Here is a 24742-nt window from a genome sequence, read left to right on the forward strand (position 1 = left end):
AATGAAAACCTTGAATGAGAAACATTGTTTCATAGTTTAGCAATTTATTCGTTTGAAGGATGTTATACACGATTAATTAAACGTTTGATTCATTCAATCATGATTTGAAATGGCTTATTCTCGTTGACAAAGCCCTTTCGAAACGTAATGATAGATACATACTCTATTCATTTACTCTACACATTATCTAGGAGGTCTTTATGCCATTTTTTTCTCATAATAATAGCGAGATTTATTATGAAGTCGCTGGTTCTGGTGACGCAATTCTTTTTACCCATGGGGCTTCATGGGATCATGCACAGTGGCGACCACAAGTAGAGGAACTCTCTAATGATTACAAAACAATCGTTTGGGATGTACGGGGACATGGAAAATCTACTTTACCGGATAGAAAAGTAGATTCTGAAGAATTTAGCAGTGATTTAATCGCGCTTCTCCAACATTTAGGTATAAAGCAAGCCCACCTTTGCGGTTTATCTATGGGGGGCCATATTTCGTTGCAAACAGCTATTCGTTATCCTTCTTACGTACAATCCTTACTATTAATCGGCACGCCCTTTACCAATACGTATAACTGGTTCGAAAAACTAGCTATTCCGCTTAACCGCCTTTCTAGTAGATTCATCCCCATGAGCCTAATGGCTTCTATACAAGCAAAAACCCTATCAACCTTTAATAAGAATAATGCTGACTATATCAAAAAATCCGTTCTTTCTATCCCACATAAGCAGTGGGTACGTATTTGGGATGCCGTATCCAGAATGGAAAGCAAGGAGGATCTTCACAAAGTAAGCTGCCCTACCCTTATTCTACAAGGGGATCATGATACGATGACAGCGCGCCAACAAAAAGAAATGGCAAATAAGATTCCTCAAGCAACACTTGTTTACATCGAAAACGCTCACCATGCGACAAATCTTGATAATCCTGTACAGGTGAACAACCTAATTATGAAACATCTAGTATCGTTAGAAAGGTCCTAATAGATACAATATCCTCTTCAACCTCCCTCTATTTTTTTCCTCTACTTTCTCCATAAATAATTATTTTAATAAATCAGGTTTCAAATTACCTTTTAAAAGGTATGAGTAGGTACTAGTCTAATGACTACAAGCACGACTCACTCATTACCTAATTATGGAGGTACTTTTTTGGAGAATTTATTTCAACAGTCAAACGTGCTTGAAACCATCGCTTTTGTTGTCGGCCCCTCCCCTGCCACCGTTCATTCCATCACGTACGATTCACGGAAAGTCACAACCAATAGCTGTTTTATTTGTATAAAAGGACAGCACGTGGATGGTCACCAATATATAGACTCTGCCATAAAAAATGGCGCTCAGGTTATCGTTGGAAGTGAAAAAGAACTTATGATGGATTGGTATTTCAAACGACCTGACCGTACATTTGTAGTGGTTCATGATAGCAAAAAAGCGCTGGCTAGCTTTGCATCTGCTTTTTATCAAAACAAACATAAGGAACTTGCCTTAACGGGAATTACCGGTACAAACGGAAAAACAACCATTACGGCTTACATACGCTCATTAGTAAACGCTCTCGGCGAGCCAACCGCTTCCATTGGAACAGCAGGAGTTTGGGATCAATACGGAAAAATCAATGTAGAAACAACCACACCTACTACACCAGAATCATCTGATCTTTATACGCTCTTTGATCAACTTAGAGAAAACAAAACAACTCACGTTGCGATGGAAGCCACGTCCATTGCCCTTGAACAAGGGCGCCTTCATGGATTACAGTTTGATATCGCGGTTCATTCAAACTTACGACCAGAACACCTTGATTTTCATAACACTATGGAGCATTATCGAAACGCAAAACTGAAGCTTTTTCAACAAGCAAACAAAGCGGTTGTGAACCTTGATGATGCAGGGATGTCAGCTGCCATTATTAACTCGTTTCAAGGAGAGCTTTGGACCTATAGCATTGAACAGGAAGCGACCGTCATGGCACAAAAACTACAAACGCAGCAATCTGGTACCTCCTTCGACTTAATCGTCCATGGGAAACGCTACTCCGTTATGGCACCGATATTCGGAGAACACAATGTTGCAAACCTTTTAGCTGCCGTCACGACTTGTCTGGTAAAAGGATACGCTATAGAGGAAATCATTCGTTGTTTTCCACTTGTTAAAGGAGCTCCTGGTCGCTTCCAATTACTAACCGATTATCCAGGAAGGCAGTTAATTTTTGACTTTGCTCATAGTCCTTTCGCTTTTGAAAAACTGTTCCATACTATAAAACCCTTTTCCTATAAACGATTAATACTTCTTATTGCTGGTATTGGCGTCAGACCTTCCTATTTACGACCAGAAATTGCAAAGGCTGTTGAAGGAAAAGCGGATGAAATCGTTGTAACTGTTGACCATCCTGGCGATGAAGACCCAGAAACCGTCATGGCAGATGTTATCTCTGGTTTTATAAATAAACCTGAGCACCTACACCTAGTAGGAGAAAGAGGCGAAGCCATTCAAAAGGCACTATCATTAGCAGATGAAGGCGATCTTATCCTCATTACCGGTATTTGCATGGAAAATTATCAGATCGTTAAAGGAAAACGCTTACCCTATGATGACCTCAAGCACATTCATCTATTTCTTGAGCAAGACACCAAAACAACCTCCGCTTAAACGATACAGACGACATCTTTTACTGAATTGATGTCGTCTGAACTACCTTCTTACGCAAATCGAAACGGTATCCTCTTTTCTTCACCTGACTGCATATCTTTTCTTTTGTACTGATTCTGTTCCACTTCCTCTTCCCCAATGATAATGACATACTTCACTCCCTCTTTATTCGCTTTCGTTAACGCTTTTCGTAGATTCTTACTGGACCATTCACATTCAACTCGGTAGCCCTGCTCTCGTAACTCACGAGCCACTAACAAGGCTTCGGTCTGCTTGCCTAATGGAACAATGTAATAATCTACTAATGGACTAGCTGGCTGGTTCGTAGAACGAATTGCTTCATACATAACATCAAGGCCAAAGGATATCCCAACTGTTGAGAACGTTTCATCTGTACCAATTAACCCACCAATCGCTTGATCATATCTACCACCACTGCCAATACTTGACGTAATCGTTCCATCTTCTAAAAATAGCTCGTATACCGTACTCGTATAAATTTCTAGTCCTCTAGCAAGAAAAGGATTAAAGACACATTGTTTCTCAATGGCTAAAGATGTAAGAAACGACTGTAGTGCTTCTATTTCTGCTATTCCCTGTTGCACGTCTACACTTTCTTCCGCGTATCGTTTGAAGTAGTCCATTGAATGTCCTGCTTGTAAAAACGACTCAATCGTGGCTGTTACCTGTTGAGATAGCCCTTGCGCGTGTAACTCCTTCACAACGTTGCTCGCACCAATCTTCTCCAATTTGTCGATAGTGAGGATCACTCTGCTTTGTTTTTCCTTTTCTACTCCTATACATGCAAGCATACCTGTTAACAGCTTACGGTTGTTATAGTGAATCACCATTGGTAATCCGAGTTTTTCACACGCATCCACCGCCATTAACATGCATTCTGCTTCTGCAACTTGGGTGTCAACGCCAACAATATCGACATCACATTGGGTAAATTCCCGAAATCTCCCAGCTTTAATAGGACCATCTCGAAAAACTTTCCCAATCTCATAACGTTTAAATGGCATGGTCAACGTTGGATTCATCGCCACTACCTTTGCAAACGGAATGGTTAAATCGTATCGCAGTGCCAAATCACGCTTTCCTCGGTCTGTTAACGTGTACATTTCTTCTAAAATCTCGGCGCCTCCACCGTATTTAGAAGCCATTAAATCGGTGTAGTTCAAAATAGGTGTTTCTAGCGGTTTACAGCCATATTGACTAAACACGTCCTCAAGGGTTCTCTTCATATTCCGTCGTATACCTTCCGCTGCTGGTAAATAATCCTGTGTGCCTCTTACATTTTGGTAATCCATTTTCTTCATTCTTCTTTCCTCCTTTTTTTAGTAAACATAAAAAACCGCACTTGATTAGTGGTACACTTAATCAAATACGGTTTCATGAGAAATAGTCTTCCTATGTGCGATTTTTTAGAAATCGGCTAGCAAGACTACTTGTTATGATGATGAAGTTGTGAGCTTACAAGTATTTTCATTTGATATAGTACCATCTATACTCACCTCGAATGCATATGATCGTATCACACCGACAAAGGAAATACAATTTGTTTTTAAAGGAGGCAGGAAAGACATTGGACGTTATTCTAGCAATAGGTGTGTCAATTCTTTTTGTTATTATTAGTATATTTCAACTTTTCTTGGCTTTAGGTTTTCCACTAGGTGACTATGCAATGGGTGGTTTCTATCGCGTATTACCACTTCCCATGCGTGTTGTTAGTGTTGCCAATGCATTGATTTTGCTCGTGATGGCCGTCACCTTTTTAACGTATACAAATGTATTAACTGGCTTTGCTTTTTTGCCTGTTCATCTTCTTGCTTGGCTATTCACACTGTTTCTGGCGATAAATACATTAGCCAACTTCGCTTCTAAAAGCGCAAAAGAAAAAAAGGTCATGACGCCGCTTTCTGGTTTGGCGTTCATTTTATGTTTAGCGATTTTGCTCATGTAACTGAAACCTTCTTAAAAAGAGCCGCCGTTCCAACACCACCAGCAGCACCGACTGTGGCGATGCCATACTTCATGTTACAGCTGGGTAATTCGTGAAACAAGCGACAGACATTGATTGCACCAGAAGCACCATAAGGGTGACCAAGAGTCAGAGCACCGCCTGATACATTTACTCGGCTAAATGAGAGGGGTATGTGGTTTCCACAAGCAATCAGTTGCGCCGCGTAGGCCTCATTAAATTCCATTCGTCCGATAGCATCTATGTGCAAGGAGTTCCGATAGAGAAGTTTTTGAATTGCACCAATTGGACTTATACTAGCGTAATTTGGATCATCACCTGCGCTTACGCTATCAACGAATTGAAGCCACGGTTTCACACCTGCTTCTCGACAGGCTTTTTCAGACATCAGGATCACTGCTGCTGCCCCATCTGATTTTTCACAAGAGTTTGCCGCCGTAATGGTACCAGATGGCATTATAAGAGGCGGCATTCTTTTAACTAACCTCTCCGAAAGCTTACGTATGCCTTCATCTCGTATCCCTTGATGTGCTAAAATTTTTTCTTCGTCAAACCGACCTTCCAGATCCGCTTCATAAGCCCGCCTATAGCTTTCTAGCGCATACGCATCTTGCTGAGCTCTGGTTATACGAAATTCCTCGGCCACGCTTTCAGCTGATGCTGCCATATCAGGATCACCGATGTCAGCAGGGGCAAACGAGGCCCGGAGAATTGGCGTTTTTTCTCCAACTCGAAAGCGGGCAGGCTCTAAGCTCGTGCTTTCCACACCACCAGCTAGGTAACAATCTCCAGCACCTGCTTGAATAAAACGAGCAGCGGTAACAATAGCTTCTAATCCTCCTCCACACTGACTATCGACAGTCAATCCGGGAACGCTAGGATGAAAGCCTGCTTCAAGTAACGAATGCCGGGCGATATTCCCTCCTTCGCCAACTGCATTACCCATTATAACCCCATCAACTGGTAGCGCCTTCCCTAGTTCTGCCAAAACTGCCGCCGCTAACTTTTCAGGTGAAACCTTCTTATGAATGCCCCCTTTTTTGCCAATAACCGTTCGTTTTGCTTTCACCACATAGACTGCATTCATCTCGTTTCACCTCCAACGCTTGTCGATCGACTTTTCCATTTGCTAATAAGGGCAATGCTTCTACGACGTAAATCCTTCTTGGACGTTTGAGTGTAGGTAGACATTTTTTCAGTCTTGCTTTTATCTGTACCAATGCAAACTCCTGAGCTTGAGCAGTTTGCACGAAAAGCACCATTTGATTACCCCAATATCCATGATACGTTCCAACCGCTACCGCTTCTTCTACAAACGGCAACGCTTTTACCACTCTTTCCGTCTCTTCTGGGTAGACATTATGGCCCCCAATCGTCAGCATATTCCCTATTCTTCCTTTAACATGTAAGATGTGGTGTTCATCGAAATAGCCGATGTCCCCAACTGAAAATGATTCCCCAATTGGCGCTTGTCCTACATAGCCAGTAAATAAATATGGGCTACGAACAACGAGTTGGCCATCTCGTTTTACTTCAACCTCTACACTGGGAAAAAGTTCCCCAACAGCAGAATTAAGCTGCTTTCCATTTGAATGGTTTAGGTACGAAACAAAACTTAGCTCTGATGCACCGTAAAACTCATAAAGCGTTGCTTGGTTAAAGATCGCTTTTACTTGAGCTCGATTTGTTTCATGCCATTCCGCTCCAGAAACAATGACTTTTTCAACAAGCTGTGCATCTATTCCCTCCAGGGACAGGGCATACAGCATTGTTGGCACTCCATAAATAACGTTCACTTTATAAGCTTCTATTGTATTCTTTGTTTGTTTCACTTGAAACTCTTGCTCTAAACAAACCGTTGCCCCAATATGGAGGGTATGAATGGTTGCAAATAAAAACAAAGAATGAAAGAGCAATCCTGGTATGCAAACTCGATCTAACTGGCTTAGCGCAAACACTTGTTGCACATCGTCAAAGCTCCCTGACCACGACAAATGGTTCCGAACAAAGGCTTTAGGTTCCCCAGTGCTTCCAGAGGTAAACCCTGTGTAAAACGGTTCCGTTCCTTTTGCATACGGAATAGCTTGTTTTTCGTCTGACGTAGGAAAACTAGACATTCTCCAAATGGTAATGTCCGCTTCTACTGTTTGGAAACGATTGCTCAAAATAACGTCTGCTGTTGCTTTTTTAGCCATTTTAATCACATCACATTCAGACCAATTCGGATGACAAAGTACACCATTCCAGCCAAGGCTTGTCACCGCTAAAAACCAGTACAATTGCTCATCTTGTTGCATCACATCAATAGCCACAGTAAAGGGATCTTTCCTCTGATCTTTTTGGGCTTCACGATACAAATGCCCACGGTATTGCTCCACTTTCTCTTGAAGCATGCAGTAAGGAATCTGCTTTTTATTATAGATAACAGCGATTTTGTCTGGTAGCGCCAAAGCATGATGATGAATCTGTTTCCCAATAAACACGAAAAACCCGCCTCTCCATTCAATTGTAAACTTATAAATTATTTGGTTTACAATAACACAAAGGAGCAAGATCGTCTATTTAAAAACGGCTCCTGTGGAGTCTGCAGGAAACTACTTAAGCCTCTTTGTACTAACGCTCTAATCGAAATATGAACAATCTGTGAATTAGTTTGTGAAATACTTCACAATTAAATAATCAAGTGTATACTAAGAGTATAAAGAGAATGTGAACACATTCACAAACTAAGGAGGTTTCCTATGTTACATTTTTTACAATCATCTAAAATGGCGCAGTTGCTTTTAACCGTTCTTCGTGTCTCACTTGGCTGGATGTGGTTTAGTTCTGGTATTGGAAAAGTAGTTGGGGCAGAATTTCATGCAGGTGGATTTTTACAGGTTGCTGCTGCAAATCCTGTGCTCAAAGGGGAAGATGTCGCCTACCCGCTATACGTCGCTTTTTTAGAACATGTAGCCATCCCTTATGCCGACCTTTTTAGCTTTCTCGTTATGTGGGGAGAAGTCCTCATCGGAATCGCCCTTATTGTTGGTCTTTTCACAAAAAGCGCAGCGTTTTTCGGTGGTATGATGAATACCTCTTTCCTCTTAGCAGGAACCGTATCAACGAATCCGCTCATGCTTATTATGGCCATTATCCTTCTTATCAGTAAACAAAACGCTGGACAACTTGGATTAGACCGCTTTACCCCTACTATTAAACAAAAAGTAAAAAAAGACTATGGCAATAAAGATACTCTAGCCACTTCATAAGCACGCCACAAACAAACGAAATTAGCCCTCTGAGCGTAAGCTGTCAGGGCTATTTTTCAGTCGACGTCCCATCCACTTGTTTCCTGTTTCAATCTATGTCTATTGCCTTCTTGAACTTTTTTTATCACCCTTGGACGTTTTACGCTGACAGGTAAAGCCAAACAGGAGATGCGAACCTCAAATGTAACATCACCCGCTCCTCACTGTTTGCTTTCAGACTATCTTTCTATTCATAACGAGTAAGTTCTTTTAATTCGATTAAATACTTCCAATAAGTGCCGCTGTTAAATCAGGATAGTAATTTCGTTCCATTCTTATACGCTTTTTAAGATGCTTCTTTTCAGAATGAATTTAACCAGTATACAAGAAACATAAGGATAAAAAAACTTAACGTCCCAAATAGATTGAGAGCAGCTAGTAAAAAATACTTTCTCCACAAAGCTAGAATCATGCCAACTGGTCCAATAATAAACGTTAAGAGAAATAACGGACTTGCCACTTGAAAAACGATATTAGGAACCCAAACAGCTACACACAGCAAAAAACAAATCGTAGACCAAAAAGCGTATGACCTCTTTTGTAAAGATTTCACTTCTTCAATAACCTCGCTCCTCTATTTACACAAATTTTTACTTCAATTTAGCGAGACAGCCTCAAAATGCTCCACAACCGGAAACGGGTCATAAAAATGATGAAGCAGTTGCTTCCACTGAATATACTCAAGCGACTGTCTAAATCCAATGGTATGATCTTCTATGGTTTCCCATTTCACAAGTAACAAGTATTTACCTTTTACTTCATGACAACGTTGCAATTCATGTGACAGGTAACCTTTCATTGAAGAAATAAGAACAGACGCTTCTCGAAAGGCCTCTTCATACTCTTTTTCTTTCCCTGGGATAACTTGTAATAGTGCAGCTTCTACTATCATCTTCGCTCCACTCCTTCTCTAGATTTCAGCGGCTTTATATCTTTTTACATAACCATTGGCTTAGGTGTGTATTAAGAGACAATTCCATCCATACATTTCGCTATACGTAAATAACGATGTATTAGATTCACCTTCACGTAAAAACCCCTATGCATGAACAGCACGGGGGTTAAATCTTCTATTGTGTTTTGTTTACAGAGGCATCATAAATAGAATCAACAGCTGTTTGTAGCGCATGGATAAATTCCGATTCAGTCTGATCCGCATGTAAGTCTTGACTAAGGGCTCTGGAAAAACTCGCGATCAATCCTTGATTACGCTTCAGCTTCTTGTTGGCTTCGTCCCGAGAGTAGCCTCCAGAAAGAACCACAACACGAACGACACGATCATGATCAACAAGCTCTTGATAAAATCCGTCTTTGGATGGGATGGTTAGTTTCAACATCACCCGTTCATCGTCACGTAGCATGTTCAGATGGGTGAGCAGCTCTTCTTTTAATTGGTGCTCTATCGCTTCTTTATCTGCGCTATGAATGTCCACCTCTGGTTCAATGATTGGGACAAGTCCTGCTCTAATAATGGTCTTCCCCATTTCAAACTGCTGCTCGACAACCTTGTGAATCCCCTCTTGATTTGCTTCTTTGATAACAGAACGCATCTTTGTACCAAATATATGCCGCTCATTCGCACGCTTGAGGGTTTCATCAAGATGATCGATTGGCTTCATTAATTGAACGCCATCTTTTTCATCTGCCAATCCCTTATCCACTTTCAGAAAAGGGACAATGCCTTTTTTATTTGCGAGATAATCGGCTGTATAGTCACCGTCAATCTTACGGTCCATTGTTTGTTCAAACAGGATCGCCCCAAGAATCTTATCAGAATGAAAGGCAGAAGACTTCATGATGCGGGTTCTCATTTCATGAACGAGGTCAAACATCTCCTCCTCTGAAGCATACGCTTCTTCTGGCACACCGTATTCAGCTAACGCTTTTGGTGTACTCCCGCCACTTTGGTCAAGAGCTGCTATAAATCCTTTACCGGTTTTGATTTTTTCCATCTGCTGTGTGTTCATGTCACGTAACTCCTTCCGTTTTCACCAAACAAATTAGGGTTCTGTTTTGTTTGTACCCTTTCTTGCCGGTGTTTATACATTTACAGACTGCTGTCACGTTTTTCGCTAACAAAAAAAGAACGCTCCTAGAGGACGTCCTTTTTGTGAAAGCTTACTTCCATTCTGTTACTTGTTCAACCGGCATTCTATACGATTTATACCCAGCTTCGTTCGCTTTACCAATCGAAATTAACATAACCGGAACATACCGTTCTTTTTCTAAGCCAAATGCTTCAGCGATGTTCTCTTTATCAAATCCGCCAATTGGATTGGTGTCATAGCCAAAGGCTTTCGCTGTTAGCATAAGTTGCATCGATACGAGTCCACCATCAATTAAAATGGTTTCCTTGTTCTGTTGATTACTTATGCCTGATAAAAGACCACGAATAGCAGGAACTTGATTTTCTTTCACCTCTTCAGGCATCAGCCCTAGTTCAACCGCTTTGCCATAGATCTCTTCAAGATAATCTAAATTATTCATATCAGCAAAAACGGCAATGACCGCTGACGACGTCTTTACTTGGTTTTGGTTAAATGAAGCAAGTGGCGCTAATGTTGATTTCGCTTCGTCGCTTTCAATTACAACAAATCGCCAAGGTTGCAAGTTAACAGAAGAAGGTGCTTTTATAGCCGCTGCCAATAGTTCAGTCATTTCTTCTTTTGAGATTTTAACGTTTTCGTCATAAATACGAATGGATTTTCTACTTTCAAGTACGTTTAAAAAATGTTCCTTCGTTGTCATTTCATTTCCCACTTTATCCATTTTCATTACTCTCCTTTGCACGAACGGCTTCTTCAATGTTCAGCTCGACGCGCTGTATCATTTTATGGAACAAACTTAATTCTTCTTCTGTAAAGCGATCAAACAGTTGATCAATAAACTCTTTCTTTTCCTTGTATGACTTCTCTATCTCTATCTTTGCTACCTCTTCTAACTTAACCCATGTGGCACGTTGGTCGTTATCTTTTCGATACCGACTAATGACACCCGATTTTTCCAATTGCTTTAAATGTCTCGTAATGGCGGCAGGATCTATATTCAATTGCTTCTGCAAGTCCGCTTGAAGAATTTCGTTTTCTTCAAGAAGGGCATGCAGTATTTGAATACGTGACGTACTGGCTCCAAAACAAGATTCAAAACCTGAACATAACTCTTTATTTACAGACTGTAACTTTAAGAACAGCTCTACTTTAAGTGCACACGAATTCATTAATGGCCTCCTTTACTTGACTCCTCAATTATTGATATCGAAATGATTGATATATCAATAATATAGGATGAACCGTCTTCTATTGTCAATACAATTTTTAAAAACGCTTCTCTTATAACCACATTAAGAAGGAATACATCAATAAAGCCAAGGCTTTACAGCCTTGGCTTAGATGCAGCTCTTCACTTAAACATACAAAAGGGTGTTCGTTAGTTAGAGGGCACTTACTATAGCACCACAGATTGCCCCTGTTACAACAATCACCCAAGGCGGTAGCTTCCAATAAACCAACATGCTAAACAAAATCGCTACAAGCGCAAAATCAATTGGTTCAAAAACAGCACTTATCCAAATCGGTTGATAAAAAGCAGAAAGTAAAAGACCAACAACAGCTGCATTTACACCCATTAATGCGCCGTTTACTTTAGGATTTCGTCTTAACTGGTCCCAGAATGGAATCGCCCCTAGTATTAAAAGAAACGCCGGTAAGAATATAGCCACTGTTGCCATTAAGCCGCCTAGCCATCCATTCATTGTGGCTCCTAAATAAGCAGCGAACGTAAACAATGGTCCCGGTACGGCCTGGGTCACTCCATACCCAGCAAGGAATGCCTCTTCACTTACCAATCCAGTTGGCACAAATTCTCGTTCCAGTAAAGGCAGCACCACATGACCACCGCCGAAAACCAACGAACCGGATCGATAAAAACGATCAAACATGTCAATCCATTGAATGGACGTTAGTTCTCTTACTAGCGGTAATAGTAGAAGCAAGCCAACAAAGAGTGATAAGCAAATGATGCCAAAGCGACGCGATAACGGAAAGGACATTTCAGACTTCACATGATTGTCTTGATGCTTGTACATCACATAACCTAGACAAGCAGCCAACAGAATGATTCCAACTTGCGCAGCCAGAGTATGCCACAATAAGGTAACGACCAATGCGAGAAGAGCAATCGCTTTTCTTTTTAAATCGGGGGTTAACTTTTTCGCCATTCCTATGATGGCATGAGCTACAATTGCTACTGCCACCAATTTAAGACCATGAATCCAACCAGTTAACTCAACACCAGTTGTTTGCATAAATAGAGCGAACAGAATAAGAACAAAAACAGACGGGAGTGTAAAGCCGAGGAACGATAGAACCCCTCCTAGAACGCCACCACGAAGGACGCCAATCCCAATCCCTACTTGGCTACTGGCAGGACCAGGAAGGAATTGAGACAATGCGACTAAATCTGCATAGCTTTTTTCATTGATCCACTTTTTTCGCCGTACATATTCCTCGTGAAAATACCCTAAATGAGCGATAGGTCCTCCGAATGAGGTTAACCCTAACTTTGTGGACACAACGAGGATCTCCCACCACGTATGGACCTTGCTTTTTTCTTTTTTGTGATTCAACCACAAACACCTCTTGCGAAATCTTTTTGTTACAATGTATCTAAAATACTATCACGACAGTATACGAAATCCTTCTTATCACGAGGAACTTTACAAAATCTTAAAAGTTTAATCGTGGAGAGACACCATTCAGTTTACTTTATAACAACGATCCTTGGTTGGAATTAAATTAACTTTTAACTCTTTAATCAAAGCTGGAATTGTAATATTAAATGCTCTAAAACCTCATACTTATGCTAGAATCCTTTATCAAGGTCAAGCTGGTCGCAAAACGCCTTCCCATAGGTTACTAAACACTCATTTGAGTTCAGTTCGCAATAATACCAATGTTAGAAAGAGCGCAGCTTCTCATGAATTCGGTCACGTAATAGGGCTTGATGATCGTACAAGTGGTAAGTCAATAATAAATACAAGTCGTAATCGTAATACATTGATAGAAGGCATTGCAACTGATATAGCTAACGTAAACAGAAGATTAATGAATAGGGGGACAATAGAACAAGACTAAAGTCTTCTTATTTATTTCCATGTAGTTGACTTATCTTTATAATTTGTCCTAGCAGACCTCTAAGCAATCCCTCACGAATAAACGTGTTTATTAACAGGTAGAAAGCACGCATCTTATCGGCTATTTAATTTTTTCTTATTAGCAATTTGTTATTTTACTGTACGACCGGAAAATTTTTTCACAGCAGAACTAACACGAACATACCTAATGTACGCCAAAATTGCTGAACGATTGCTCGACAAAGTAGACGATCAAGCCGAAAAAGCTGAATTTTATCAAAAGCTTGGAATGAGTTATTACAAGATCGACCAATATACGTTTGCCATTTCCTATACCGAGCAGGCTCTAGAAATATTTGAAAGAGACTCGTTATATAAAAAGAACGAAATTACTTGTAAACTAGCCCTCGCCATCATTGCAAGCGAAATGAAGCTATTTGACACGGCAGAAGCTCTTTATAGAGAAATTGGCAAAATGACAAAGCCTTACCCCTATGAAAATGCTCTTACATATCACAACTTAGGACTTCACTACATAGCATTAGATCAGTTTGTAAATGCCATGGAAAGCTTCAAAATGGCACTAGCTATTCCTGAATTCAAAGACTCCGTAACAGCAGTAAAAACAACGTATCATCTATACAATGTTCAAATGATGATGGGCACTTACTCATACGGTATGGACGATCTCGAAAAAAGAGTCAAAAGGCTTAAACTTCCGGAATTCATTGCACGCTGTAAGATCAGTCGTGGACTATATCTTGAAAACAATATCACTCTTGTTAATACCGGTTTAGCCACGCTTGAATCGGACGAATTGTATTTTGAATATGCATTAATGTGTGACGAAATATCACACTATTTCGAGTCTAAAGGAGATTTAGCACGTTCCCTCGAATATTTAAAGTTGGCTCGAAAAATGGGTCAAAACAATCATATTGTGGGGGTGAATCAAACTTAAAAAAATGGTCTTATGCACTTTTAGCAACTGCCATCATCACTATTATTACGACTAACTCTCCGGGCGGAAAAGGCGATGTCGAACAAGCAGGTGGAGGAAAAGGCGACGTTGAAACGGCTCCATTCAACATGTGAATTACTACTGATAGATTTAGGAAGTATTTAAGTACCATCTTGATCACAAATAGGTTTTGAGATTAGCACATCCTACAAAAAAGACAATCGCAAAGTAACGGTTGTCTTTTTTTATCATTTAGATAGATACATTGATTGGACATACAATAAAAGATGGAGCTTGTACCCTCCCTCATTGTTATGAAAGCATATACTAACAACGAGTTAAGGATACAAATTTTAGCTTTATCTTAATCTACATCCTCACCATGTGAAGCGAATAATTTTTCTAACAAATAGTTTTTCTTCTTGGTGTTTTTAACGATCTTAAATTGAACACCAATCAGTGTATTTGATTCGTTCTACTTTACGCTTCTTCCATCTACCATACTTCTTTACAAAATGCCAAGACGTTCAAAATTTTAAAATCTTATCAAAGAGGTTTTCTATGCTCGTCTTTCGTTAATCGTAACTCGGCTAATATCTCTTTTTTGCGCTGGTCGTCTACATAAATCTTACGGGAAAACACATCGTACTTTTCCATTCGAATTGCTTGTAAAATCTCTCTGTACATGATAGTAGCCCCATATACACTAAATTTGGCTTCATTAGGATACACATCCAACTGCTCTAAAGACTGGTCATAGTAGTGTTCGGCTTTTCTAGCTACTGCTTCCCACAGATCAATAAACGATTGGTCGACAACTCCTGCTTTTAACTGCTCCTCGGTCACCCCGTACTCATTCATTAGATCAATAGGCAAGTAAATTTTGCCTCTTTGAAGATCCTCTCCCACATCCCGTAGGATGTTCGTAAGCTGCATTCCTTTTCCAAGGGCAATAGCGCTTTCCCTCAATGCGTGATGATCCTTTGGCGCAAGAATAGGTAAGAGCATTAGCCCGACAGTACTGGCTACAAAGTACGAATACTGCTCCAACTCTTCTATAGTGACGATCCGCTTTATTCGCAAATCGAACGCTTGTCCTTTTAATTGATCTTTAAAATCGGATGGATTCACATGAAACTGGTTAAACACATCTTTTAGCGCTAGCCACTCGGGCTGGGAAACATCTTTATCTACAAGCATCTGATCGAACTGTTGCTCAAACGTTTTTAGTTTAAGCCTTTTTGTAAACATCTCGCCTTCATCGTCAACAATGTCATCTGCTTGTCTGCAAAAAGCATAAATCGCCCAAACAGCTCTTCTCTGCTTTACTGGGAGAAAATGAAAAGCTTTCGAAAACGTAGCAGAATGTGTTTTCATTCTTTCATAGCATAGCGCATAGGCATCATCTAAATCAGTCATCTTCAATCATCCTCTTCTCGATAAAACGATGGTATACGTAAACAAAGCAAATAAAAGAGAAATCGTTAGCGCATGGATTATTCCAATTGTTAAGTTTTGATTATATGTGAGTACCATTCCAATCCCACTGGCAAGTTGAATGCCAATCAGCCCTGTACTGATCAAACTAATGATAACGAGGGATCGTTGCTTTTTGTACATACGAATGGCCCAAACGGCAAATAGAAGTACGAGCAAGGCTAACGTCATTCCTGCAAGCCGATGAAACATTTGGGCAAACACAATCGTCCCTTCACTAAAAAGGATCCATTCACCATTACATAGTGGAAACCCAGAGCATGCCGTCGCAGCGCCCATATGCTTCACAAATGCCCCTGTATAAATAACCAAGTACGAATAAATGGTGAGGGCTATCACATACCGAAGAAATGCTTTTTCTACAGTCACCTTAAACGGATTCCACCGCTTTTCAAATGTAAACAGCGTGATAACAGAGACAGCCGCTAATGAAATGGCTGAAAAGCCGAAATGAAGGGCCATAATTAACGGCGGTTGCCCATAAACAACTTGACCAGCTCCCATTAAACCTTGAAGCAAAATAGCCGCTGAAGCTAAAAGAGCAAAAAAGCGAATCTCTTTTACATAGGATAACCGTTTCCAAGACCAGAAGGATAAGATGAACACAAGCATACCAGCTATACTGGATAGTAAGCGGTGTGTGTATTCAATAATCGTTTCTAACGTTGGATTGTACGGAATAACATCTCCAAAACAGAGTGGCCAAGTTGTTCCACAGCCTTGTCCAGAGCCGGTCTTTGTGACAATGGAGCCTTGAAGTAGCACAAACAGTACAACAATGGTTGTTACGATGGAAAAAATCCGGAGCTTCTTCATACGTCCCCCTGGTCGTCTATCCACTCTAAAATAGTTGTTATGATCATCTCTTGTTGCTTATCAACAGAAATAGCGGCTTCATTGTCTCCAGATTGAGGCCCATATACCCCGAACTGAGCGTGATTTCCTCCCTCTATCTCAATAAATTGAGCAGGATTAGGAAGATTTGGGCGATACTGATTGATTTTTTCAGGTGTACTTAAGCCGTCTTCAGAACCACTAATCGACAAAACCGGAAGCTGAGACGTTTGTAAGTAATCATTATCAGCAGCATAAGCACCTAATAACACTAAACCAGAAACCTTATCCAAGTTTGCATCTGCATACATAGCAGCTGCCGCTCCTCCCATGGAATGACCACCTATATACCAGTTCAACGAGTCAACGCCCTCCCTTTGAAACAACTCATCCGCTTTAGAAAGGTCAAAAATAGGTAAATTCAAGCGGACAGATGGAATGGCTACCGTGATGCCTTGGCTAGCTAATTCCTCACCTAAAAAGGCGTAAGCATCTGGTTCTACTTTGGCTCCTGGATAGAGGACGAGCCCATTTTGCGGGTCATCCGCTTCAAATAAAAGCCAACCATCTTGTTCCTTTACGCTTTTAGGAAGGTCTCTAATAGCACTGTACGTATTTTGTGACCAGATATAAAAGCCTAGAATACTAGATATAATAAGAGCGAGGATAATGAGCAATACGAGTTTCATTCTTTTTTTCTTCATTAGAATCGAATCACCCCAAAACCGATCAGGCATAACAATAAAAAGCTTATAAAGGTTGAACCTAACAGAACGTAGGATTTAATAGGCTTCTCTCGCTTTAACAACATTTCTACTAAGCCTATACACAGTACAGCTATAATCAACTTCATTACAAAGACGAGTGGGAAAGAAAGAGAAATGGCTAAACCAATTCCACTTGTTAACATCAACACTGCAAGAATTCTAAAAAAGATCTTTAAATAGAAAGAACGATAAAACAGACTGACAATTACAGCTAATGCTAAAATCACCCATGTCCCAATGTGCGTTTGATAAAGAACGTTATCCATATGAATCTCCCCTCTGCACCATATGTCTTTTTTGACATATGAAACTATAGTAATAATAAACACTCGTCAGACAATGGTCAAGAAGATATGGTATAGTTTCTTTATATTGACAAACTTTAAGGAATGAATAAGATATGAGTCTGCGATATGCTCTTTTAGGAATCATTTCCAAACGACGCGTGACTGGTTATGATGTTGTCCACATTTTTAAGCAACAGATGGTTCATTTTTGGGGTTCAACCCACAGTCAAATTTATACAGAGCTTCACAAAATGGAAAAAGAAGAACTCGTAGACCACGAGCTTGTGATTCAAGAATCATCCCCCAATAAAAAGATTTACTCTCTTACAGATAAAGGGAGAAAAGAACTCATTCGGTGGGCTATAGAAGAACCTTTAAAATCAGCCAAAATAAAAGATGAATTTCTTATTAAAACCACTATCTTCCCAATCTTAACTCACAAAGAAGTGCTCACTCTTTTAGATGAAGTGATAGAAAGGGAACGCATTACGTTAGAAAAGACAGAAGCGTGGAGAGACCATTTCAAACAAGATAACAAGCAAGACCTCGGGGCTCTATTAACTGTGGAATACGGCATTCGGTACGCGAAAATGTATATAGAATGGTGTCAGTGGGCAAAAAGCCTAATAGAAAAAGGAACGACGAACTAACAGACACGAACGTGTACCATACAAAAACACAAAGAAACAAACTGCTGAACTCATCTCCAGCAGTTTGTTTGGTTTCGTTAGTTTAGTGCTAAGCCCCCACTAGCATAACCCGCTACAGTATTTAATAATGTTAATCCCGTTGCCGTCGCCGAAAATACTAACAACAATCGATCGCCAGCTGCGACTGGGATATTTAACCCGGATGTGATCCCGCTTGATGTGGCTCCTATCGTAATCGCTCCAGTTAACGCTGGTGCTAACGTTACGACTGCACCAGGAATCGCTGTTAACGTGTTCGTTGGCGTCGGCCCTGGAGATCGAAACACTTGAGCCGTAATTGTTACAGTGGTACCAACTAAGGAAAGTCCTGCTGTCACACTAAAGAAGCCTGATAACGCTGTAATCGTCCCACTTCTCGGAACAACAAAAGCAAAGTTCAGTAACGTTCCAGCTGCACCAGTAAGGTCAATCGCATTCCCCCCTACTAAACCAACGCCTACAACCGAATTACCAAACCCGACTAAGCTCGTTGTTCCTGCCAATCCACCAGCAATAGTAGTTAAGGTTGTTGGTAATCCAGAAGCAAATGGTACAACCGCTCCTGATCCAGCCACCCCGGTTGAACCAGTCGTTCCTGTTATCCCTGTAGCTCCGGTGACTCCCGTGGCTCCGGTTTCTCCCGTTATTCCTGTGGCTCCCGTGGCTCCTGTGACTCCCGTTATTCCTGTGGCTCCCGTGGCTCCTGTTGCTCCCGTTACTCCGGTTACTCCCGTGGCTCCTGTTATTCCGGTTACTCCCGTGGCTCCGGTTACTCCCGTGGCTCCGGTTACTCCTGTGACTCCTGTGGCTCCCGTTATTCCGGTTGCTCCGGTTACTCCTGTGACTCCTGTGATTCCCGTGGCTCCGGTTACTCCTGTGGCTCCGGTTACTCCCGTTATTCCGGTGACTCCTGTTGCTCCGGTTACTCCCGTTACTCCTGTTGCTCCGGTTACTCCTGTGACTCCCGTAGCTCCTGTTAACCCAGTGGCTCCTGTTAACCCAGTGGCTCCCGTTATTCCGGTTACTCCTGTAACTCCGGTTGCTCCCGTTTCTCCTGTGACTCCTGTGATTCCTGTGATTCCCGTGGCTCCTGTTAATCCAGTGGCTCCTGTTAACCCAGTGGCTCCTGTTAACCCAGTGGCTCCCGTTATTCCGGTTACTCCTGTAACTCCGGTGGCTCCCGTTTCTCCTGTGACTCCTGTGATTCCCGTGGCTCCTGTGACTCCTGTTTCTCCGGTTACTCCCGTTATTCCGGTGACTCCTGTTGCTCCGGTTACTCCCGTTACTCCGGTGACTCCTGTTAACCCAGTGACTCCTGTGACTCCCGTTACTCCCGTTACTCCCGTTACTCCCGTTACTCCGGTGACTCCTGTTGCTCCTGTTATTCCCGTGGCTCCGGTTACTCCGGGTTCCCCCGTCGCTCCTGTTATTCCCGTGGCTCCTGTTTCTCCAGTTACCCCAGTCGCTCCGGTTTCTCCTGTGGCCCCCGTGGCTCCTGCACCAGGTCCTGTGGCCCCCGTGGCTCCTGTTGCTCCGGTTACCCCAGTCGCTCCAGTACCAGGCCCTGTGGCTCCGGTGGCTCCTGTTTCTCCCGTCGCTCCTGTTACACCGGTTATTCCTGTGGCTCCCGTTACTCCTGTTAACCCAGTGACTCCCGTGGCTCCTGTTATTCCTGTGGCCCCTGTTATTCCCGTGACTCCCGTTATTCCGGTTGCTCCCGTTTCTCCGGTTGCTCCCGTTTCTCCGGTTGCTCCTGTTTCTCCCGTGGCTCCTATTTCTCCAGTTATTCCGGTTACTCCTGTTATTCCCGTGGCTCCTGTTATTCCTGTGGCTCCTGTTATTCCCGTGGCTCCTGTGGCTCCTGTGGCTCCTGTTTCTCCCGTGGCTCCTGTTACTCCTGTTATTCCCGTGGCTCCTGTTGCTCCCGTGGCTCCTGTTATTCCCGTTTCTCCAGTTACCCCAGTGACTCCCGTGACTCCTGTTATTCCTGTTGCTCCTGTTTCTCCCGTAGCTCCTGTTATTCCCGTGGCTCCCGTACTTCCAGCTCCAGTCGCTCCCGTCGCTCCTCTCGATGCAACTAAGCTATAGTCCGCTGATGTCCCCGGCTCTCCTGTCGGTGGTGCCGTATTGACTACATACAAACTTCCCTCAAAACTTACCAACTGACCGACTGGATAACCAGGCGCTAACGCTGGATCGTATTCCACTATCCCGCTATCAAACCCGATTCCGGTGGCTCCTGTTGGACCTGTGGCTCCCGTACTTCCAGCTCCAGTCGCTCCCGTCGCCCCTCTTGATGCAACTAAGCTATAGTCCGCTGATGTCCCTGGCTCTCCTGTCGGTGGTGCCGTATTGACTACATACAAACTTCCCTCAAAACTTACCAGCTGTCCAACTGCGTAACCCGGTGCTACCGCTGGATCATATACCACTATTTCGCTATCAAATCCAATTCCAGTTGCTCCCGTTGGACCTGTTGGACCAGGAGCACCCGTAGCACCATTAAAATCACACTCACATTCAAATTGACCTGATCCACCATTACGTAACGTACGCCTAAAATATTGGATATTGTTGCAGTTATGAAATTCACTCAACCTACTCACCCTTTACAATGTTGGAGAAAACTTTTTCTAATCATTATATTTTGGGTTTATGTTAAGGTTCTTCAATTGTTGATTCTTTTCAAAACAGGGCCAGTGCCCAAAGGAGTTAACTTATAAAAACAATAAATCTTGAACACGTCGAATGAGGCTGGGACAAAAGTAAATAGACAGACCAGAATGACGAACATTCCTGAAAATAGGAACGTTCGTCGTTTATTTTATATGGTAATTAGCGGAAGGAGAATCCGAAGACTCCTGGGGGATCAGCACGTGTCTGAAGACTCTGGAGTGGCGGTTTTCCACGGAGGAGGCTGAGGCCGTGTCCCCGGAAAGCGAAAGATTCTCCTGTAGCGGTGCTACTCAGCATAGTTTAGACTATTCGTCTTTTCAAATACTACTTTTCGTTATGTCCAGCCTCTTCAACTCTTTTTCATATACTTAAGACTAGAGTTTCAACTAGTTTTCCATATAGAGATGCGTTAACATAGCCCCCAATACGCAATTGCTATCTACTAAATCTAGCGCCAAGCCATCATTCTGACTATGTGTCTAATGTTCATACATGTGCTTGAAATTTAGATCTATAAGAAGATGAAATGACTTAAAGAAGCTAATTCGTCTTACTTTTCACTCTTCAATTAATGAATAGATCACATGCTCTTCTAACGTATCATTGACCAATTCGACTTTTGACGCTTGGAAATCAAGTGCGGCAAGCTGGATGGCATTTTCGAACACAACACGATCCGCTTCTGTTACTATGTCTTCGTCCATTGTATATTGAACAGATGCCCTTCCATTAACGAGGGTTGCATTTACAATGTCAATTCCCTTCACAACGGCAGAAGCGTAAAATGCACCTTCTTCATCAATGATTCCCATCTTATACACAGTGTCTGAAAACGATAAAAGCTCACCCTCTTCATTTACAACCTGTTCTTCAAGTGCCTGGCCAGCTAAAAATAAAGTCTCCTCTAACGCTTCATCATAGACTGTATAATACCCACGTGTTGCCTCTCTTTCTTCTTCAACTACTAGAGGTTTATTAACCTCTCTTTCTGCAACAATAATATCTGTTCCACCGTCAGGATTGATAAAGACAATCTCTTTTATCCCATAGAGGTCACTAATCCCAATCAACGAGTCGTAAAACAACGCCGTTTGTGCTGTTGTTGTGGATAATTGACTCCCTTCTTCATTAAATTGGACGGTTAACTCTCGTGATTCAAGAGATAAACTTGTAAAAGAGCTCAAAATATCTTGTTCAGACGGATCGCTATCAGTAAGGGAATTTATTACTTGCTTTTCCAATGAATCTATCTCTTCACTTTCGTTACGATTAATAGAGAAAGCCGTATAAAACGCTTGATCCTCATCTATCAAATGAGAGTGAAGTACATATCTTTCGTCCACTTCGATTTTTTTATACTCCAAGGCTTCACTTTCACTATCTAGTTCTTCTAATTCTCCTTCCTCCGTTTCAATCGTATTTTGATTTTGCCCATTCAATTCATCACCAGAACCTTGACAACCAGCAACTAAAAACACTAATAAGAAAAATACAGTCACCTTGTACACACGCCACCATCTCCTTTGTGTTCAGATACCCGACTTTATTGGAAAATAAAAGGTGTATTGCGATTTATTTCAAAAATACACTCTTTTCCTATGTCACTATAAATTCCTGCCATAGTCTTTTTACTGAGTAACTTTGAAATTTAAGGGTAAGAAGTAAATAGCAAATAGGAGGGGACTAATAGTGGAAAAACAAAGGCCAGGTTGGTTAGAAATCATTGTATTAGCCATTGTATATATTGTTGTGGTTGTCGTATTCTCAAAAATCATTGTAGAGCAAACGAGTGAAACACCTATAATCATGGGGTTAAGCTTATCCGCTTTATCTGCAGGCGCAGGGCTTTGTGCTTTCGCTGCAGCGTATTTCCTGCGCATTCGAAAGCCGCTCCCCTTTGGGTTAAAGAAAACAACGGGTAAATGGTTGATAGCTGGAGCAGTACTCGGGGTTGCCGTTTATGTATCAGGAGTCGTTCTGTTCAATATTCTTGCTTTCTTTGGCTACACAGACTTTACTACACAGGACGCCTACCGAGAAGCAGCTGCAGGTGGTACGCTCTTATTTCTTCTTCAATTAATTTTGATTGCCGTTGCAACGCCAATCGGGGAAGAGTTTGCTTTTAGAGGTGTGCTAACAAGTGCTTTACTTCGATATGGTCCATGGGTGAGTATCATCATAAGTTCCTTAATCTTCGCCGTTGCACATGGTATTAACGAAGTGCTCCCAATTGCGTTTTTCACTGGATTAGCGGCCGCCTATTTATTTTATCGGACCGGCTCAGTCTGGCCAGGCGTAATCGTGCACTGCGTTAATAATGGTTTAGCTACCCTTGCATCGTTCATTGCTATGAACTTCTTGTAATGGCATGACAACATATAAAATATTGATTTCTTCTTTTACGGATGGTGAAGAATTGGGGAACCTGATTTCCCTTTTTCCCCATTTGACTCATGGTTCCTAAACGATAAAACGGACATACATCATTTACTTTTACCGCTAGTTTGCTTCAAATCAAGCCGGGTTAGCATTATTTTATCTTATTTATTAGCTCAATATACTGGGAGTCACCGTAACCTATTGTCGGAAATAAATGAAACAACGTTTGAATTAATTGTTTTGTAGGTAAGTCTTTATTCTTTCTAATATATTTCACTACTTCGTTCTCTGCTTTAAGCATATCTAAATAAATTTTAATTGCTTGATACATGATTGGCATTAACTCGTTTGATGGCAAGACATGGTGAATCATCGTCTCTTTATAAGTTAAATGGTAATGCCCTAAAGTAAGCTCTGTTTGATTAACTTTAAATTCATCTTCTCTAAAACTATTTAAGAACACTTTCCCCTTATACTTTGTTTGTTCAAGATAGGATAATACAGTAAGCACATTCATCTGACAAAACATGTCTTCTCCAAACCATAACACAATACATGTATACTCTTTGTTAAACAGATCATGTAAAGGCACGATGACCTTATCCATATAACTTTCTTCTGATTCATTATGACCATCGGCACGAGTACGAATAAAAGTATGATTGAGTATTTCCTCTGTAGTTTTATTCACGCACATCGCTTCATTAAAAGGTGCATAATCAGCATCTCCCAATAGTTTGTTGGTTTTAAACTCATCATACATGAGTTGTCCATTCATAATATGCAGGATATTTTTATCAAAAAGATCACTTCGCTCATTCTTCACCTTATTAACTTCTATTTTTCTAGAAACATTCATCGTAGATCCTGCCCCATTCTTATAAGTAGTGAGTTTAACAATTGATTGAACAGGAACCTTCTTCATCTGATATTGTCCAGGATTGATACCAAAAACCCTTTTAAAGGCTCTACTATACGCTTCCTGTGAGGAATAACCATACGTGAAAGCCACATCAATAATTCGTTTATTCTTCGACAAGTCTTCTGTAGACAAATACAATCTCCTAAGAAGAATATACCTTTTGATGCTTACACCCGTTACTTGATGAAATTTAAATGAATAATAATAAGGGGAATACCCCATATAGTCCGATAATTCATCTAACGAAAATCGGCCTTTTAAATGGTCTTCAATCCAATCAATCATACATTGCACTTGTTCCATGACGTGTCTCACCTCCATCTATAGAATAAGCGCTATTCATTTAGTTGATTTGATAATAATTGTGTTTTTATCATCCAAGATTTTTCTATCCTAAACGATACAAAGCCTCAATTTTGTATTTTTATCATGTCTAATGAAGAAACAGAAAAAAGTATTACTTTTATTATGTCGGCTTCTAATTTTGGGTTTTTCCGTCCTACTAATTTCCGACTAGTTCCTACTCTTTTGCATTCAACACTTCCAGTCATTGTGGATAAAACATACATTATTGATAATGAGTTAACTCTGACTGGTGTTCTCAAGGACTTTTACAAGTTATGATTGCATGAACTAGTGTCATCAGAGTATACCCATCTCCTTGATCGTGACAG

At 41.2% G+C, this 24742-nt stretch carries 22 protein-coding genes; 7 read left to right on the forward strand and 15 right to left on the reverse strand.

Annotation, left to right across the window (positions count from 1 at the left end; all coding sequences use genetic code 11):
* Positions 1–200 precede the first annotated feature (200 nt).
* Together BK583_RS17740 and BK583_RS17745 are read left to right on the forward strand one after the other, a co-directional pair.
* Entirely contained in the window at positions 201–983 is a 783-nt protein-coding gene (locus BK583_RS17740; RefSeq protein ID WP_055735531.1) for an alpha/beta fold hydrolase, read from the forward strand.
* Positions 984–1151: 168 nt separating this feature from the next.
* On the forward strand, positions 1152–2651 hold the full coding sequence (locus tag BK583_RS17745) for a UDP-N-acetylmuramoyl-L-alanyl-D-glutamate--2,6-diaminopimelate ligase (RefSeq protein ID WP_160319273.1): 1500 nt from the start codon (positions 1152–1154) through the stop codon (positions 2649–2651).
* A gap of 50 nt (positions 2652–2701) precedes the next feature.
* On the opposite strand, the gene BK583_RS17750 is transcribed toward BK583_RS17745, so the two are convergent.
* The gene (locus BK583_RS17750) at positions 2702–3973 is read right to left on the reverse strand and encodes a histidine--tRNA ligase (protein WP_055735529.1); all 1272 of its coding nucleotides are present in this window, start codon (positions 3971–3973) and stop codon (positions 2702–2704) included.
* A 266-nt stretch (positions 3974–4239) separates the two neighbouring features.
* Here BK583_RS17750 and BK583_RS17755 point away from each other — a divergent pair, with 266 nt between their 5' ends.
* Positions 4240–4617 carry a hypothetical protein gene (locus tag BK583_RS17755; protein WP_055735528.1) on the forward strand — a complete coding sequence of 126 codons (378 nt, stop codon included), beginning with the start codon at positions 4240–4242 and terminating at the stop codon, positions 4615–4617.
* Here the strand turns inward: BK583_RS17755 and BK583_RS17760 are convergent.
* On the reverse strand, positions 4610–5722 hold the full coding sequence (locus BK583_RS17760) for an acetyl-CoA C-acyltransferase (RefSeq protein WP_055735527.1): 1113 nt from the start codon (positions 5720–5722) through the stop codon (positions 4610–4612). The two genes, BK583_RS17755 and BK583_RS17760, sit on opposite strands and share 8 nt — an antisense overlap.
* Positions 5658–7118 carry an AMP-binding protein gene (locus BK583_RS17765; RefSeq protein WP_055735526.1) on the reverse strand — a complete coding sequence of 487 codons (1461 nt, stop codon included), beginning with the start codon at positions 7116–7118 and terminating at the stop codon, positions 5658–5660. Before BK583_RS17765 ends, BK583_RS17760 begins: the two co-directional genes overlap by 65 nt.
* A 258-nt stretch (positions 7119–7376) precedes the next feature.
* On the opposite strand from BK583_RS17765, the gene BK583_RS17770 reads away from it, so the two are divergent.
* The gene (locus BK583_RS17770; RefSeq protein WP_055735525.1) at positions 7377–7886 is read left to right on the forward strand and encodes a DoxX family protein; all 510 of its coding nucleotides are present in this window, start codon (positions 7377–7379) and stop codon (positions 7884–7886) included.
* Between the two features lie 634 nt (positions 7887–8520).
* On the opposite strand, the gene BK583_RS17780 is transcribed toward BK583_RS17770, so the two are convergent.
* From BK583_RS17780 to chrA, 5 genes are all read right to left on the reverse strand, one after another.
* The gene (locus BK583_RS17780) at positions 8521–8817 is read right to left on the reverse strand and encodes an antibiotic biosynthesis monooxygenase family protein (RefSeq protein ID WP_055735524.1); all 297 of its coding nucleotides are present in this window, start codon (positions 8815–8817) and stop codon (positions 8521–8523) included.
* A gap of 178 nt (positions 8818–8995) precedes the next feature.
* Positions 8996–9892 carry a fructose bisphosphate aldolase gene (locus tag BK583_RS17785; RefSeq protein WP_055735523.1) on the reverse strand — a complete coding sequence of 299 codons (897 nt, stop codon included), beginning with the start codon at positions 9890–9892 and terminating at the stop codon, positions 8996–8998.
* Between the two features lie 151 nt (positions 9893–10043).
* Positions 10044–10673, reverse strand: coding sequence for a nitroreductase family protein (locus tag BK583_RS17790; RefSeq protein WP_055735562.1), 630 nt, complete (start codon positions 10671–10673; stop codon positions 10044–10046).
* 13 nt (positions 10674–10686) lie between these two features.
* Positions 10687–11142: a MarR family transcriptional regulator gene (locus BK583_RS17795; protein WP_035396215.1), complete on the reverse strand. Its 456-nt coding sequence runs from the start codon at positions 11140–11142 to the stop codon at positions 10687–10689.
* A gap of 213 nt (positions 11143–11355) precedes the next feature.
* Complete coding sequence (gene chrA / locus BK583_RS17800; RefSeq protein WP_055735522.1) at positions 11356–12549, reverse strand: chromate efflux transporter; 1194 nt, start codon at positions 12547–12549, stop codon at positions 11356–11358.
* Positions 12550–13264: 715 nt separating this feature from the next.
* Here chrA and BK583_RS17810 point away from each other — a divergent pair.
* Positions 13265–14017, forward strand: coding sequence for a tetratricopeptide repeat protein (locus BK583_RS17810; RefSeq protein ID WP_055735520.1), 753 nt, complete (start codon positions 13265–13267; stop codon positions 14015–14017).
* A gap of 546 nt (positions 14018–14563) precedes the next feature.
* Here BK583_RS17810 and BK583_RS17815 read toward each other — a convergent pair.
* Genes BK583_RS17815 through BK583_RS17830 form a run of 4 tightly spaced genes read right to left on the reverse strand, consistent with a single transcriptional unit; the run spans position 14564 to position 17381 of the window.
* Positions 14564–15436: a phytoene/squalene synthase family protein gene (locus BK583_RS17815; RefSeq protein WP_055735519.1), complete on the reverse strand. Its 873-nt coding sequence runs from the start codon at positions 15434–15436 to the stop codon at positions 14564–14566.
* 6 nt (positions 15437–15442) lie between these two features.
* Complete coding sequence (locus BK583_RS17820; RefSeq protein ID WP_055735518.1) at positions 15443–16330, reverse strand: COX15/CtaA family protein; 888 nt, start codon at positions 16328–16330, stop codon at positions 15443–15445.
* Positions 16327–17052, reverse strand: a complete 726-nt coding sequence (locus tag BK583_RS17825; RefSeq protein WP_055735517.1) for an alpha/beta family hydrolase — start codon at positions 17050–17052, stop codon at positions 16327–16329. Before BK583_RS17825 ends, BK583_RS17820 begins: the two co-directional genes overlap by 4 nt.
* On the reverse strand, positions 17052–17381 hold the full coding sequence (locus BK583_RS17830; protein ID WP_055735516.1) for a DUF1516 family protein: 330 nt from the start codon (positions 17379–17381) through the stop codon (positions 17052–17054). The genes BK583_RS17825 and BK583_RS17830 overlap by 1 nt, the downstream gene beginning before the upstream one ends.
* Before the next feature lie 134 nt (positions 17382–17515).
* Here BK583_RS17830 and BK583_RS17835 point away from each other — a divergent pair, with 134 nt between their 5' ends.
* On the forward strand, positions 17516–18052 hold the full coding sequence (locus tag BK583_RS17835; RefSeq protein ID WP_038476771.1) for a PadR family transcriptional regulator: 537 nt from the start codon (positions 17516–17518) through the stop codon (positions 18050–18052).
* Between the two features lie 77 nt (positions 18053–18129).
* Here BK583_RS17835 and BK583_RS17840 read toward each other — a convergent pair whose 3' ends face one another.
* Entirely contained in the window at positions 18130–20688 is a 2559-nt protein-coding gene (locus tag BK583_RS17840) for an exosporium glycoprotein BclB-related protein (RefSeq protein ID WP_281248539.1), read from the reverse strand.
* A 636-nt stretch (positions 20689–21324) separates the two neighbouring features.
* Entirely contained in the window at positions 21325–22275 is a 951-nt protein-coding gene (locus BK583_RS17845) for a hypothetical protein (RefSeq protein ID WP_055737432.1), read from the reverse strand.
* A 181-nt stretch (positions 22276–22456) separates the two neighbouring features.
* On the opposite strand from BK583_RS17845, the gene BK583_RS17850 reads away from it, so the two are divergent.
* A complete protein-coding gene (locus BK583_RS17850; RefSeq protein ID WP_055737433.1) occupies positions 22457–23131 on the forward strand; it encodes a CPBP family intramembrane glutamic endopeptidase in 675 nt (224 codons plus the stop codon).
* A gap of 166 nt (positions 23132–23297) precedes the next feature.
* On the opposite strand, the gene BK583_RS17855 is transcribed toward BK583_RS17850, so the two are convergent.
* Entirely contained in the window at positions 23298–24371 is a 1074-nt protein-coding gene (locus BK583_RS17855) for a helix-turn-helix transcriptional regulator (protein ID WP_371836668.1), read from the reverse strand.
* Between the last annotated feature and the right edge of the window lie 371 nt (positions 24372–24742).

Origin of the sequence: Shouchella oshimensis, from assembly GCF_002019765.1 — a bacterium.
In the GTDB taxonomy this organism is placed as follows: Bacteria; Bacillota; Bacilli; order Bacillales; family Bacillaceae_D; genus Shouchella; species Shouchella oshimensis.

What these genes read in the sequence shown, in the direction of transcription:
- BK583_RS17740 (WP_055735531.1), top strand. Translation starts at nt 201, where the DNA reads ATGCCATTTTTTTCTCATAATAATAGCGAGATTTATTATGAAGTCGCT.
- BK583_RS17830 (WP_055735516.1), bottom strand. Translation starts at nt 17,381, where the DNA reads ATGGATAACGTTCTTTATCAAACGCACATTGGGACATGGGTGATTTTA.
- BK583_RS17815 (WP_055735519.1), bottom strand. Translation starts at nt 15,436, where the DNA reads ATGACTGATTTAGATGATGCCTATGCGCTATGCTATGAAAGAATGAAA.
- BK583_RS17825 (WP_055735517.1), bottom strand. Translation starts at nt 17,052, where the DNA reads ATGAAGAAAAAAAGAATGAAACTCGTATTGCTCATTATCCTCGCTCTT.
- BK583_RS17810 (WP_055735520.1), top strand. Translation starts at nt 13,265, where the DNA reads ATGTACGCCAAAATTGCTGAACGATTGCTCGACAAAGTAGACGATCAA.
- BK583_RS17770 (WP_055735525.1), top strand. Translation starts at nt 7,377, where the DNA reads ATGTTACATTTTTTACAATCATCTAAAATGGCGCAGTTGCTTTTAACC.
- BK583_RS17855 (WP_371836668.1), bottom strand. Translation starts at nt 24,371, where the DNA reads ATGGAACAAGTGCAATGTATGATTGATTGGATTGAAGACCATTTAAAA.
- BK583_RS17750 (WP_055735529.1), bottom strand. Translation starts at nt 3,973, where the DNA reads ATGAAGAAAATGGATTACCAAAATGTAAGAGGCACACAGGATTATTTA.
- BK583_RS17835 (WP_038476771.1), top strand. Translation starts at nt 17,516, where the DNA reads ATGAGTCTGCGATATGCTCTTTTAGGAATCATTTCCAAACGACGCGTG.
- BK583_RS17780 (WP_055735524.1), bottom strand. Translation starts at nt 8,817, where the DNA reads ATGATAGTAGAAGCTGCACTATTACAAGTTATCCCAGGGAAAGAAAAA.
- BK583_RS17760 (WP_055735527.1), bottom strand. Translation starts at nt 5,722, where the DNA reads ATGAATGCAGTCTATGTGGTGAAAGCAAAACGAACGGTTATTGGCAAA.
- BK583_RS17795 (WP_035396215.1), bottom strand. Translation starts at nt 11,142, where the DNA reads ATGAATTCGTGTGCACTTAAAGTAGAGCTGTTCTTAAAGTTACAGTCT.
- BK583_RS17790 (WP_055735562.1), bottom strand. Translation starts at nt 10,673, where the DNA reads ATGACAACGAAGGAACATTTTTTAAACGTACTTGAAAGTAGAAAATCC.
- BK583_RS17820 (WP_055735518.1), bottom strand. Translation starts at nt 16,330, where the DNA reads ATGAAGAAGCTCCGGATTTTTTCCATCGTAACAACCATTGTTGTACTG.
- BK583_RS17785 (WP_055735523.1), bottom strand. Translation starts at nt 9,892, where the DNA reads ATGAACACACAGCAGATGGAAAAAATCAAAACCGGTAAAGGATTTATA.